Raw genomic sequence first — 11,755 nt, forward strand, 5'->3', positions numbered from 1 at the left:
GAAATCAATCGATCCAGGAAACAGGCGGACAAAAAAGGGCGCCCGAAGGCGCCCTTTCGAAATCTTGATCCCGGAAGGCTTATGCCAGCGAGGGATCGATCTCTTTACAAGCGGTGACCAGGCCTTTGACCGCGTCAACCGACTTGTCGAACATCACTTGTTCTTCTTTGTTCAGCTTGATGTCCACGACTTTCTCGATGCCGCCGGCGCCGATCACGGTGGGAACACCAACGTACATGTCCTTCACGCCGATCTCGCCGTCGCAATAAGCAGCGCAGGGCAGAACGCGTTTCTGGTCTTTCAGGTAAGCTTCGGCCATTTCGATCGCCGAGGTGGCGGGCGCGTAGTAAGCCGAGCCGGTTTTCAGCAGGCCAACGATCTCGGCGCCACCGTCACGGGTGCGCTGAACCATGGCGTCCAGTTTTTCCTGAGTGGTCCAGCCCATTTCGATCAGATCGGGCAGGGGGATGCCGGCAACGGTCGAGTAACGAACCGAAGGCACCATGGTGTCGCCGTGGCCGCCCAGAACGAAAGCGGTGACGTCGCGCATGGACACGTTGAACTCTTCTGCCAGGAAGTGACGGAAACGAGCCGAGTCCAGAACGCCAGCCATGCCGCAAACCTTGTTTGCGGGCAGACCCGAGAATTTCTGCAGGGCCCAAACCATCGCGTCCAGCGGGTTGGTGATGCAGATGACGAACGCGTCAGGGGCGTGGGCTGCGATGCCTTCGCCAACCGACTTCATGACCTTCAGGTTGATGCCCAGCAGATCGTCGCGCGACATGCCTGGCTTACGTGCCACACCAGCGGTCACGATGCAGACGTCTGCGCCGGCGATGTCCGCGTAGGACTGAGTGCCCGACATTGCTGCGTCGAAGCCTTCCGAGGGGCCCGACTCCGCGATGTCGAGGGCTTTGCCTTCGGGCAGGCCTTCTGCGATGTCGAACAGCACGACGTCACCGAGTTCTTTCAGAGCTGCAAGGTGTGCAAGGGTGCCACCGATGTTGCCTGCGCCGATAAGGGCAATCTTGGGTCTGGCCATGGAATTTATCTCCGGTCCGAATGAAAATCGCGCTTGGCGTAGTCTGTTCGGGCGTTCGATTCAAGTCTGCTGCGCTGCGGCAGATTTGTATTTGTGACTGGGATGTGACGATTGTTAACGCTAAAGCTGTGCCCAAACGGGGATTTAAGCGAGTCGGGGCCATGTTTGCGGACTGGGGAATTTTTTTCATTGCTGCGCTTGCAGTGACATTTGCAGGCATTTCCAAGGGCGGTTTCGGCTCGGGGGCGGCCTTTGCATCCGCATCGATTCTGGCCCTGGTGCTCGAGCCTGCTCAGGCTTTGGGGATCATGTTGCCTTTGCTGATGCTGATCGACGTGACCACCTTGCGACCCTATTGGAAGAAATGGAGCTGGCCGGACTCTAAATTGTTGATCATGGGCGCTTTGCCGGGGGTCGCATTGGGGGCCTGGCTGTACCAGATCGCGGATGCGGACGTGTTCCGCCTGCTGATCGGGGGCATTTCTTTGGCATTCGTGGCCTGGCAACTGGGGATGAAGCTGGGGTTGATCCGGATGCCCCGGCGCGCCATGCCCGCGTGGGCCGGTGCATTGGCCGGCGCGACGGCGGGGTTCACCAGCTTTGTCTCGCACGCCGGAGGACCGCCCGCAGCCGTTTACCTGTTGTCTCGGGGGTTGGGTAAAACGCAGTTCCAGGCCTCGACCGTGCTGATCTTCTGGGCGATCAACATCGCCAAGTTCATCCCCTACAGCTTTCTGGGCATCTTCACCGCACAGACCTTGTGGGCGGATTTGGTGCTGGCACCTTTTGCCATCCTCGGTGCGTGGTTGGGGGTCAAAGCGCACCACATCGTGCCCGAGAGATTGTTTTTCGGACTGACCTACGTGCTGTTGGGCGTGACCGGGATCAAGCTGATTTGGGATGCATTGACCTGAGAATGGCCCGTTTCGGGGCCTGCGATGGCAGAAATTCTGCATTGCGGCGTGATTCTTCTTGAAACTTTCGCAGAAATTTGGCCTTTTCCGCGCAAGATTATTACGAGGACAAGACTCATGGACATGACGGCCCGCCCCTATCGCTCGGTTCTTTACATTCCTGGCTCCAAGGATCGCGCCTTGGACAAGGCTCGGACCCTGCCGGTTGACGCGATCATTTTTGATCTGGAGGACGCCGTGTCCCCCGATGCAAAGGTCGGCGCGCGTGACACGCTGAAGGCCGCCCTGACCGAAGGCGGGTATGGCAACCGCGCCAAGATCATCCGCATCAACGCGCTGGACACCGAATGGGGCGCAGGCGATGTCGAGGCGCTGCGCGATGCTGATGCCGACGCCTTCCTGCTGCCCAAGGTGAACTCGGCAGCGGATGTGCAGGCTCTGGCTGATCTGCTGGGCAACGGCAAGCCGATCTGGGCGATGATCGAGACCCCGCTGGGTGTGCTGAACGCGCTAGAGATCGCCGCCCACCCGCAGCTGACCGGTTTTGTTGCGGGCACCAACGATCTGGCAAAAGAGCTGAACAGCCGTTTCCGCGCTGATCGCCTGCCTATGCTGGCCTCTTTGCAGATGATGCTGCTGGCCGCTCGCGCCCATGGCGTGATCGCTGTGGACGGCGTGTACAACCAGTTCAAGGATAACGACGGGCTGAAGGTCGAGTGTGATCAGGGCCGTGACATGGGCTTTGACGGCAAGACCCTGATCCACCCCGCTCAGGTGGACGTCACGAATGAGGCGTTCGCCCCCTCTGAGGCCGAGATTGATCTGGCCAAACGCCAAATCGCCGCCTTCGAAGAAACCGAGGCCAGCGGGCAGGGTGTTGCCGTGGTGGATGGCAAGATCGTGGAGAACCTGCATGTCGAAACCGCGAAAAAAACCTTGGCCAAGGCGGCAGCTATTGCTGAACTGGCTGGTTAACCCAGTATAGTCGCCCAGGATAATCACGGAGATTCTTATGATCTGGCTCATTCTGGGCGTGCTGCTTTGGTCGGGCGCGCATCTTTTCAAACGTGTTGCGCCCGACATGCGCGCCTCCCTTGGGGACAAGGGCAAGGGGCCGGTGGCGCTGATATTGCTTGGCTCGGTCGTGCTGATGCTGATCGGCTATCGCGGGGCGGAAGGGGCGGTTTTCTATGGCCGCTCGCCCGCGCTGGTGGGGATCAACAACCTGTTGATGCTGCTGGCGGTTTATATGTTCGCGGTGTCCGGTATGAAGACCAAGCTTGCGCAATACATACGGCACCCGCAACTGACCGGGGTCAAGCTGTGGGCCGTTGCGCACCTGTTGGTGAACGGGGATGTGCCCAGTTTCATCCTGTTCGGCGGCATCCTGGCCTGGGCCGTGGTCGAGGTCATCCTGATCAACCGCCAGACCGCATGGGTCAAACCCGACCCCGCCCCGATGAAAAACGAGGTTCGCGCCGTGATCGGCACCATCGCGATTTTTGCCGGTCTGATCCTTGTGCACAAGGGTCTCGGCTACACACCATACGGATAAGATCATGAAACTATACCGCTTTCTGACCGAGGATGACACCTCGGCCTTCTGCCACAAAGTCACCGCCGCCCTGAACAAGGGCTGGGAATTGCACGGAGAGCCGACCTATGCCTTCGACGCCGCCAATGGTGTCATGCGCTGCGGTCAGGCCGTCGTGAAAGAGGTGGATGGCACCTACACCCCAGATACGAAGCTTGGAGAACACTAATGGCGAAAACCAACCCGGGCCGCTTTTTCGAAGACTACAAAATCGGTGATGTGATCAGCCACGCCGTGCCGCGCACCGTGGGCGAGGGCGAGCGCGCTCTGTACCACGCGCTGTATCCGGCCCGTCATGCGCTGTATTCCTCGGACGAATTTGCCCGTGACAGCGGCCTGCCCGAAAGCCCGCTGGATGATCTGGCTGCCTTTCATGTGGTGTTCGGTAAGACCGTTCCTGATGTCTCGCTGAACGCGGTCGCCAACCTGGGCTATGCCGAAGGGCGCTGGCTGAAGCCGGTGTTCGCCGGGGACACGCTGCGCTCGGTGTCCGAGGTGATCGGGCTCAAACAGAACTCGAACGGCAAATCCGGCGTGGTCTATGTCCGCACCCGCGGCATCAACCAGCTGGGCGAGGTCGTGCTGGAATATGTTCGTTGGGTGATGGTGCGCAAACGCGATCTGGACGCGCCCGCACCCGAAACCGTCATCCCCGAGCTGAACAAGGTCATCCCGGCCGAGGATCTGGTGATCCCCGAGGGTCTGGATTTTTCGAACTACGATTTCGTGCAGGCCGGCGAGCCGCATCGCTGGGGCGATTACGAAGTGGGCGAGAAGATCGACCACGTGGATGGCGTGACCATCGAAGAAGCCGAGCATATGATTGCCACCCGGCTGTGGCAGAACACGGCCAAGGTGCATTTCGACGCGACCTTCCGCCCCGATGGGCAGCGGCTGATCTATGGTGGGCATGTGATTTCGATGGCGCGGGCGTTGTCGTTCAACGGTCTGGCCAATGCCCAGATGATTGTGGGTCTGAACGGTGGGGCTCATGCGAACCCCTGTTTCAGTGGCCTGACCGTCAAAGCCTGGTCCGAGGTTCTGGACAAGGCCGACACAGATGCGCCGGGCGTTGGCGCGATCCGCTTGCGTCTTGTCGCCACCACCGGCGGAGAACCGTTCGACCTGAAGGGCGAGGACGGCAAGTACAAGCCCGAGGTTCTGCTGGACCTGGATTACTGGGCGCTGATGCCGACCTAATGTACATCGATCGGGGCTGCGATAGTGCGTGGCCCTGATCCATCCACAGGCGAAAATGTTAGCGGTATAGCTGTGGAATCGCCAAAATTCCCGACAAAAATACTCTATTTGCGATTTGTGATCACGCACTGGATTTGTGTGATCACATACACGAATTTTTCTGACATTTCTGTGAATTTTGCCGCGCCGCACCGCGTCCTAGCAGGTGACAAAAGGCAAAAAAAGTCTCATAAACCCAACAAGCAAGGGAACCCTGAAAGGATCTGATATGGCCGATGTGAAACAGGTCGAGCGCCCGCTTTCGCCGCATCTTCAAGTCTATCGCCCGCAGCTGACTTCGATCACCTCTATCCTGACGCGCATTACCGGGAACGCCCTGATCGTTTCCGCGCTTCTGGTTGTGTGGTGGTTGCTGGCGGCCGCGACCAGCGCGGAATATTACGCAACTGCCAACGCTGTGCTGACCTCGTGGTTTGGCGATATCGTCTTTGCCCTTTCGGCTTTGGGTGTGTGGTACCACTACCTGGCCGGGCTGCGTCACCTGTATTTTGACGCCGGCAAGGGCCTGGACATCCCCACCGCTGAAAAGCTGGGCTGGGCCTGCATCATCGGTTCGGTCGTTCTGACCGTCCTGACCATTGTGATCGTGTAAGGAGGCCAGAATGCGTTACCTGACCGCACGCAAACGCGCCGAGGGCAAAGGCGCCTCGCACACCGGAACCGAGCATCACTGGTACATGACCGTCAGCGCCGTTGGCCTGGCGTTCCTGGTGCCCCTGTTCGTGTTCGTCTTTGGCCGCGCCCTGGGTGGCAGCCACGAAGAGGTCCTGGCGACCTTCTCGCGTCCGATCCCTGTTGTTCTGACCGGCCTGACCCTGTTCGTAGGCATGCGCCACTTTGCCAAGGGTGCTCAGATGATGATCGAGGACTACACGCAAGGATCCACCCGTAAAATGGCCGTCATGTTCGTGACCGGCCTGTCCTATGTCCTGATCGCCGTGGGCCTGTTCGCCCTGGCCAAGATCGCGCTGTAAGGAAGCAGAAGAAATGGCAACTTACGAATACGAAACCCATGAATATGACGTGGTCGTGATCGGTGCTGGCGGTGCTGGCCTGCGCGCGACCCTGGGTATGGCCGAACAAGGCCTGCGCACCGCTTGTGTGACCAAAGTGTTCCCGACCCGCTCGCACACTGTTGCGGCGCAGGGTGGCATCGCGGCCTCGCTGTCCAACATGGGCCCCGATAACTGGCAGTGGCACATGTATGACACCGTCAAGGGCTCGGACTGGCTGGGTGACACCGACGCGATGGAATACCTGGCGCGCGAAGCCCCCAAAGCGGTTTACGAGCTGGAGCACTATGGTGTGCCTTTCAGCCGGACCGAAGAAGGCAAGATCTACCAGCGTCCGTTCGGTGGTCACACCACTGAATTTGGCGAAGGCCCCGCCGTGCAGCGGACCTGTGCCGCCGCCGACCGGACCGGCCACGCGATCCTGCACACGCTGTATGGTCAGTCGTTGAAGAACAACGCTGAATTCTACATCGAATATTTCGCCATCGATCTGCTGATGAGCGATGACGGCGAATGTCAGGGTGTTGTCTGCTGGAAGCTGGACGACGGCACCATGCATGTCTTCAACGCCAAGATGGTCGTTCTGGCCACCGGTGGCTATGGCCGTGCCTATTTCTCGGCCACCTCGGCCCATACTTGCACCGGCGACGGTGGCGGCATGGTGATGCGCGCGGGCCTGCCTATGCAGGATCTGGAGTTCGTGCAATTCCACCCCACCGGCATTTACGGCTCGGGCTGTCTGATCACCGAAGGTGCGCGCGGCGAGGGTGGTTATCTGACCAACTCGGAAGGCGAACGTTTCATGGAGCGCTATGCGCCCCAGTACAAGGATCTGGCACCGCGTGACTATGTTTCGCGTTCGATGACCATGGAAATCCGCGAAGGCCGTGGTGTGGGCGAAGAAGGGGATCACATCCACCTGAACCTGTCGCACCTGCCCGCCGATGCCTTGGCCGAACGCCTGCCCGGTATTTCGGAAAGTGCTAAGATCTTTGCCGGTGTTGACGTGACCAAGGAACCGATCCCGGTTCTGCCGACCGTGCACTATAACATGGGCGGTATCCCCACCAACTATTGGGGCGAAGTGCTGAACCCGACCGAGGAAAACCCGACCGGTGTCGTGCCTGGCCTGATGGCCGTGGGCGAGGCTGGCTGTGCCTCGGTGCACGGTGCGAACCGCCTGGGCTCGAACTCGCTGATTGACCTGGTTGTGTTCGGTCGTGCCTCGGCCATCCGTGCGGGTCAGGTTGTGGACCGCGATGCCGCGATCCCGACCGCGTCGAAGGACAAGATCGAGAAGGTCTTTGCCCGTTTCGATGGCCTGCGCTACGCCAACGGCGCCGTCCCGACCGCCGAGCTGCGTTTGGAAATGCAGAAAACCATGCAGCGCGACGCCGCCGTATTCCGGACCGCCAAAACAATGGCGGAAGGCGTTGAATCGATGACCGAAATCGCCGGCAAGATGGGTGATCTGAAAGTCACCGATCAGTCGCTGGTCTGGAACTCGGACCTGATGGAAACGCTGGAACTGACCAACCTGATGCCCTCGGCCCTGTCGACGATCGTCAGCGCCGAAGCTCGCAAGGAAAGCCGCGGCGCCCACGCGCACGAAGACTTTGCCGAGCGTGACGATGATAACTGGCGCGTCCACACCGTCAGCCGCATCGACGAGGCAGGCACCAAGGTTGATCTGAGCTATCGTCCGGTCATTAAAGATCCGCTGACCACCGAAGACCAAGGCGGTATCAACCTGAAGAAAATCGCGCCCAAAGCGCGGACGTTCTAAGCCAAAACGGGATGGCCATTATGGCCGTCCCATTCACCCAGGGTATCCAAGGTATGAACCAGATGACGCACAGCATGGATCAGGCAGGGCAGGGAATTGTTCCCGTGGCTCCGCGTATCCTGTGCGTCGGAACCCACCACAAAACCGGCACCATCTGGATGCAGCAGGTCTTTAAGGCTTTGGCTGCGGCGCTGGACCTGCCCAAATTCTCGATGTGGAAACGCGCGGTCAAGCGCCTTCCGACCGAGGGGCGCGTTCTGGGCACCAATTGGGATTCGGCCTTTCCGGCAACGCTGATGGAGCGGGACGACGTCCTGTTCCTGCATATCATTCGGGACCCGCGCGACGTACTGCTGTCCGGCGCGCGCTACCATGAAACAGCCCCTGCCCGGAAAGAGGACTGGCTGCACGAACCGCGCGCGGAATTCGGCGGACAGACCTATCAGCAAAAACTGCTGAGCATCGCCGACCCCGACGAACGCATCCTGTTCGAGATGGAGCATAAACACGCCGAAACGCTGCAACAGATGCTGGCCTGGGACTATGACAATCCCAACAGTATCGAGTGGCGTTACGAGGACCTGATCGCCGACACCAACTGCACCTTGTTCCGCGACGCCCTGACCCGTTTCGGTCTGGCCCCGGATCAGATTGAGGCGGGTGCAAAGGCTTTCTGGGACAACAGCCTTTTTGGCGGCATGGCCGCACAGCGCAATGCGGCTGTGGCGGGGCATGTCAGCTCGGGTGCGGCGCGGCAATGGCCGGGGAAAATGTCGGATCGCGTGGCGCGTGCCTATTGCGACCGGTTCGGGGACGCCCTGATTAAACTTGGATACGAGAAGGACACTAACTGGCTGGGCACGCTGCATTAGCAGCCCCCAATGCCGAGCGAGAGGTTAAGACATGGCTCAATTCACGCTTCCTAAGAATTCGAAGATCAAAACCGGCAAGACCTGGCCGAAGCCCGAAGGCGCAACCAACCTGCGCAAGTTCCAGATCTACCGCTGGAGCCCGGACGAAAACGAAAACCCCCGCGTCGACACCTATTTCGTCGACATGGACAAGTGCGGCCCGATGATCCTGGACGCGCTGATCAAGATCAAGAACGAGATCGACCCCACCCTGACCTTCCGCCGCTCGTGCCGTGAAGGGATCTGCGGGTCCTGCGCGATGAACATCGACGGGATCAACACACTGGCCTGTATCTATGGCATGGACGAGATCAAGGGCGATGTGAAAATCTATCCGCTGCCGCACATGCCGGTGGTCAAGGACCTGATCCCCGATCTGACCCACTTCTACGCGCAGCATGCCTCGATCATGCCGTGGCTGGAAACCAAGACCAACCGCCCCGCGAAAGAGTGGAAGCAGTCCATTGAGGACCGCAAGAAACTGGACGGCCTGTATGAATGCGTGATGTGCGCATCCTGCTCGACCTCGTGCCCCAGCTACTGGTGGAACTCCGATCGATATCTGGGCCCGGCCGCTCTGCTGCACGCCTATCGCTGGATCATTGACAGCCGTGACGAAGCCACCGGCGAGCGTTTGGACGACCTGGAGGATCCCTTCAAACTGTATCGCTGCCACACCATCATGAACTGCGCCAAGACCTGCCCCAAAGGTCTGAACCCGGCCAAGGCGATTGCCTCGATCAAGCACATGATGGTCAACCGCACCGTGTGATCTGCGCAAAAAATTGCTCTCAAGGGTCGGCTTTTCGCCGGCCCTTTTGCGTTTCCGCTGGGGAAATCTGCAAATGCTGCATAGCAGCATTTCCGAAACATGGGGTGTAACCTGGCCAAAAACACCTATGTTCCCCGCTATGGGAGGACGTTTACAAACCGAAAGGTATGACAATGTCCAACGCGCAAACCACCCCCGCACAAGAGGCCGCTCTGGCCGCTTTGGAACAGGCCTACGAATACTATACCCCCGCTGAATACATCCCGGTTAAGGCCGAGGACGAACCGGTGGAATACTACGAATACGCCGCTGCGGCCTGATGGCTGATGCCCTATTGGGCCTGCGATGCAGCCCCCTCGTGACACGCGAGGGGGCGTTTTTGTGTCTGGATGTGCGGCAAGGGTTTGACTTCGCCCGCGCGGGCGGCCAACCCTATGGGATGAACCCAAGAGGCGCAGAATGAGCGAACCCATTGATGCCGCCCGGCGGCGTGCGATTGCCCCGGTGATCTGCTATCCGAATGACACCCTGCCGAAGGTCCCGCTGGGGCTGTATCAAGCCGCTCGCGCTACAGCACAGAAGATCGATGAGGTGATCGCCGCGCCGCGTGAGGCCGCACATTTCCGCGTCCCCGCAGGACATTTCTTTCGGATATCCAGTATCGAGGGGCCACAGGTTGGCGATTTGAACCTTTGGAATGCAGATGACCTGACCGAGCGGTTCTACTCGGGCAAAAGCCGCGCCCTCCATGGCACCCATCTGACGGTCGGAGAGCGGATGTGGTCCTCGTTTCCCACGCTGCGCCCAATGGCGACGGTTATCGAGGATACGCTTGGCTGGTACGGGATCGACGAATTTGGCGGCTCGGTGCATGACGTGATCGGTACGCGCTGCGATCCTTACACGCATAATTTGCTGGCTGGCGGGCAATATCATCATTGCTGCCACTCAAACCTGACCCGCGCGCTGGCCGATGCCACCGGCATGTCCCTAACGCAGGCCGAACCCCATGTGCATGACGTGCTGAACGTGTTCATGTGCACAGGCTTTACCCGTGACACGGGACAGTATTTCATGAAGGCCAGCCCGGTGCGCCCGGGGGATTACCTTGAATTCTTTGCCGAAATCAATCTGCTGGGCGCGCTGTCGGCTTGTCCGGGTGGGGATTGCTCGTCCGAGCACAGCTCGGATACGGCCGCCTGTTATCCGTTGCTGATCGAGGTTTTCGCCCCTGCAGACGGAGCCTTGGACGGATGGCAAAGCCCGCCGCCCAACGGCTATGACCGCAGCCACGGGCGTTAGACAAAGGCCGCCTCAAGAGCGATTTCCACCATGTCCCCGAACGAGCTTTCGCGTTCCTCGCTGGGCAATGCCGCGCCTGTTAGAAGGTGATCGGAAACGGTCAGAACTGCCAGCGCGCGTACCCCATGGCGGGCGGCCAGATTATACAGTTCGGCGGCCTCCATCTCGACGCCCAGAATACCGTGACGGGTCATTTGTTCGTTCAGATCCGGGCGCTCGTCATAGAAAACGTCCGCAGAATAAATCCCGCCCACATGGGTCGGTGTCCCTTTGGCCGCAGCCGCATCCGCTGCGGCGCGCAGCAGGCCATAGTCGGCGCAGGGGGCAAAGTTCAGCTCTTTGAAAATCCCGATCGACGGGGTCGAGATAGACGAGGCCGTCATCGCCAGGATCACGTCCCGCACATTCACCGAGTTCTGCATCCCTCCGCAGGAACCGATGCGGATCAGCGTCTTTGCGCCGTAATCGCGGATCAGCTCGTTCGCATAGATCGACAGCGAAGGCATCCCCATCCCCGAACCATGGATCGTCACCGGATTGCCGCGCCAGGTGCCGGTATAGCCCAGCATCCCACGCACCTCGTTTACCAGCTTGGGGGCGTCCAAAAAGGTCTGGGCCGCCCATTTTGCGCGATAGGGGTCGCCGGGCATCAGGACGGTTTCGGCGATCTCGCCGGGTTTGGCGCCGATATGGATGGTCATAGGGTGTCCTTTAGCGTTGATACTTGATGAACGGGGTCACATGGGCAATGCGATCATACAGTTGCCGGGCCGTGGAATTGAATTCCTGCGTCATCCAATAGACCGAGGGCGTGCCGTTTTCATCGGCGAAGTCATAGACCCGCTGAATCAATGCGCGCCCGATGCCTTGGCCGCGTACCTCGGGATCGGCATAGAGGTCCTGCAGATAGACCACATCCTCGATCCGCCAGTTGTGGGCATGCAGGATATAGTGAACCAACCCCACAGCGCGCCCGTCCAGCACGGCCAGAAAGGCGCCTTGGTCGGGATGATCCTCCGAGATTTGCCGGGCAAAAGTTGAGGCATAGACCTCTTCACTGACCGAGCTTTCGTAGAATTCCAGATAAGCGGTCCAAAGGCGGCGCCAGTCTGCCTGGTCCGAAGCCAGAAGGGGGCGGATTTCCAATGTCATGGGCATGTC

At 59.7% G+C, this 11,755-nt stretch carries 15 protein-coding genes; 12 read left to right on the forward strand and 3 right to left on the reverse strand.

The window, feature by feature from the left end:
* Positions 1 to 79: 79 nt before the first annotated feature.
* Positions 80 to 1,042 carry a malate dehydrogenase gene (gene mdh, locus ACOQOQ_RS07340; protein ID WP_420569485.1) on the reverse strand — a complete coding sequence of 321 codons (963 nt, stop codon included), beginning with the start codon at positions 1,040 to 1,042 and terminating at the stop codon, positions 80 to 82.
* A 161-nt stretch (positions 1,043 to 1,203) separates the two neighbouring features.
* Here mdh and ACOQOQ_RS07345 point away from each other — a divergent pair, with 161 nt between their 5' ends.
* From ACOQOQ_RS07345 to ACOQOQ_RS07400, 12 genes are all read left to right on the forward strand, one after another.
* Positions 1,204 to 1,956: a sulfite exporter TauE/SafE family protein gene (locus ACOQOQ_RS07345; protein WP_420569486.1), complete on the forward strand. Its 753-nt coding sequence runs from the start codon at positions 1,204 to 1,206 to the stop codon at positions 1,954 to 1,956.
* A 117-nt stretch (positions 1,957 to 2,073) separates the two neighbouring features.
* Positions 2,074 to 2,931, forward strand: coding sequence for an HpcH/HpaI aldolase/citrate lyase family protein (locus tag ACOQOQ_RS07350; RefSeq protein WP_420569487.1), 858 nt, complete (start codon positions 2,074 to 2,076; stop codon positions 2,929 to 2,931).
* A 37-nt stretch (positions 2,932 to 2,968) separates the two neighbouring features.
* Positions 2,969 to 3,511 (forward strand): NnrU family protein, encoded by a 543-nt coding sequence (locus tag ACOQOQ_RS07355; RefSeq protein ID WP_420569488.1) that lies wholly within the window; start codon positions 2,969 to 2,971, stop codon positions 3,509 to 3,511.
* Between the two features lie 4 nt (positions 3,512 to 3,515).
* Positions 3,516 to 3,719 carry a DUF1737 domain-containing protein gene (locus tag ACOQOQ_RS07360; RefSeq protein WP_420569489.1) on the forward strand — a complete coding sequence of 68 codons (204 nt, stop codon included), beginning with the start codon at positions 3,516 to 3,518 and terminating at the stop codon, positions 3,717 to 3,719.
* On the forward strand, positions 3,719 to 4,750 hold the full coding sequence (locus tag ACOQOQ_RS07365; protein ID WP_420569490.1) for a MaoC family dehydratase: 1,032 nt from the start codon (positions 3,719 to 3,721) through the stop codon (positions 4,748 to 4,750). The genes ACOQOQ_RS07360 and ACOQOQ_RS07365 overlap by 1 nt, the downstream gene beginning before the upstream one ends.
* Before the next feature lie 268 nt (positions 4,751 to 5,018).
* Complete coding sequence (gene sdhC / locus ACOQOQ_RS07370; protein WP_420569491.1) at positions 5,019 to 5,402, forward strand: succinate dehydrogenase, cytochrome b556 subunit; 384 nt, start codon at positions 5,019 to 5,021, stop codon at positions 5,400 to 5,402.
* Positions 5,403 to 5,412: 10 nt separating this feature from the next.
* Positions 5,413 to 5,784: a succinate dehydrogenase, hydrophobic membrane anchor protein gene (gene sdhD, locus ACOQOQ_RS07375; protein ID WP_420569492.1), complete on the forward strand. Its 372-nt coding sequence runs from the start codon at positions 5,413 to 5,415 to the stop codon at positions 5,782 to 5,784.
* Positions 5,785 to 5,797: 13 nt separating this feature from the next.
* Positions 5,798 to 7,609, forward strand: a complete 1,812-nt coding sequence (sdhA, locus tag ACOQOQ_RS07380; protein ID WP_420569493.1) for a succinate dehydrogenase flavoprotein subunit — start codon at positions 5,798 to 5,800, stop codon at positions 7,607 to 7,609.
* Positions 7,610 to 7,629: 20 nt separating this feature from the next.
* Entirely contained in the window at positions 7,630 to 8,481 is an 852-nt protein-coding gene (locus tag ACOQOQ_RS07385) for a hypothetical protein (RefSeq protein ID WP_420569494.1), read from the forward strand.
* A 31-nt stretch (positions 8,482 to 8,512) separates the two neighbouring features.
* Positions 8,513 to 9,292 (forward strand): succinate dehydrogenase iron-sulfur subunit, encoded by a 780-nt coding sequence (locus ACOQOQ_RS07390; RefSeq protein WP_420569495.1) that lies wholly within the window; start codon positions 8,513 to 8,515, stop codon positions 9,290 to 9,292.
* Positions 9,293 to 9,465: 173 nt separating this feature from the next.
* Positions 9,466 to 9,612 carry a hypothetical protein gene (locus ACOQOQ_RS07395; protein WP_420569496.1) on the forward strand — a complete coding sequence of 49 codons (147 nt, stop codon included), beginning with the start codon at positions 9,466 to 9,468 and terminating at the stop codon, positions 9,610 to 9,612.
* Positions 9,613 to 9,751: 139 nt separating this feature from the next.
* Positions 9,752 to 10,594: an urea carboxylase-associated family protein gene (locus tag ACOQOQ_RS07400; RefSeq protein WP_420569497.1), complete on the forward strand. Its 843-nt coding sequence runs from the start codon at positions 9,752 to 9,754 to the stop codon at positions 10,592 to 10,594.
* Here ACOQOQ_RS07400 and deoD read toward each other — a convergent pair.
* Both deoD and ACOQOQ_RS07410 read right to left on the reverse strand, forming a co-directional pair.
* A complete protein-coding gene (gene deoD / locus ACOQOQ_RS07405) occupies positions 10,591 to 11,295 on the reverse strand; it encodes a purine-nucleoside phosphorylase (protein WP_420569498.1) in 705 nt (234 codons plus the stop codon). The two genes, ACOQOQ_RS07400 and deoD, sit on opposite strands and share 4 nt — an antisense overlap.
* 10 nt (positions 11,296 to 11,305) lie before the next feature.
* Positions 11,306 to 11,752, reverse strand: coding sequence for a GNAT family N-acetyltransferase (locus ACOQOQ_RS07410; RefSeq protein WP_420569499.1), 447 nt, complete (start codon positions 11,750 to 11,752; stop codon positions 11,306 to 11,308).
* Between the last annotated feature and the right edge of the window lie 3 nt (positions 11,753 to 11,755).

This window comes from Thalassovita sp., from assembly GCF_965218685.1.
In the GTDB taxonomy this organism is placed as follows: Bacteria; Pseudomonadota; Alphaproteobacteria; order Rhodobacterales; family Rhodobacteraceae; genus Thalassobius.

Excerpts from the sequence above, each read along its gene's own strand:
- ACOQOQ_RS07360 (WP_420569489.1), top strand. The coding sequence starts at position 3,516 with ATGAAACTATACCGCTTTCTGACCGAGGATGACACCTCGGCCTTCTGC.
- sdhD (WP_420569492.1), top strand. The coding sequence starts at position 5,413 with ATGCGTTACCTGACCGCACGCAAACGCGCCGAGGGCAAAGGCGCCTCG.
- ACOQOQ_RS07410 (WP_420569499.1), bottom strand. The coding sequence starts at position 11,752 with ATGCCCATGACATTGGAAATCCGCCCCCTTCTGGCTTCGGACCAGGCA.
- mdh (WP_420569485.1), bottom strand. The coding sequence starts at position 1,042 with ATGGCCAGACCCAAGATTGCCCTTATCGGCGCAGGCAACATCGGTGGC.
- ACOQOQ_RS07345 (WP_420569486.1), top strand. The coding sequence starts at position 1,204 with ATGTTTGCGGACTGGGGAATTTTTTTCATTGCTGCGCTTGCAGTGACA.
- ACOQOQ_RS07350 (WP_420569487.1), top strand. The coding sequence starts at position 2,074 with ATGGACATGACGGCCCGCCCCTATCGCTCGGTTCTTTACATTCCTGGC.
- ACOQOQ_RS07355 (WP_420569488.1), top strand. The coding sequence starts at position 2,969 with ATGATCTGGCTCATTCTGGGCGTGCTGCTTTGGTCGGGCGCGCATCTT.
- ACOQOQ_RS07390 (WP_420569495.1), top strand. The coding sequence starts at position 8,513 with ATGGCTCAATTCACGCTTCCTAAGAATTCGAAGATCAAAACCGGCAAG.
- ACOQOQ_RS07365 (WP_420569490.1), top strand. The coding sequence starts at position 3,719 with ATGGCGAAAACCAACCCGGGCCGCTTTTTCGAAGACTACAAAATCGGT.
- ACOQOQ_RS07400 (WP_420569497.1), top strand. The coding sequence starts at position 9,752 with ATGAGCGAACCCATTGATGCCGCCCGGCGGCGTGCGATTGCCCCGGTG.
- ACOQOQ_RS07385 (WP_420569494.1), top strand. The coding sequence starts at position 7,630 with ATGGCCGTCCCATTCACCCAGGGTATCCAAGGTATGAACCAGATGACG.
- sdhA (WP_420569493.1), top strand. The coding sequence starts at position 5,798 with ATGGCAACTTACGAATACGAAACCCATGAATATGACGTGGTCGTGATC.
- deoD (WP_420569498.1), bottom strand. The coding sequence starts at position 11,295 with ATGACCATCCATATCGGCGCCAAACCCGGCGAGATCGCCGAAACCGTC.
- ACOQOQ_RS07395 (WP_420569496.1), top strand. The coding sequence starts at position 9,466 with ATGTCCAACGCGCAAACCACCCCCGCACAAGAGGCCGCTCTGGCCGCT.
- sdhC (WP_420569491.1), top strand. The coding sequence starts at position 5,019 with ATGGCCGATGTGAAACAGGTCGAGCGCCCGCTTTCGCCGCATCTTCAA.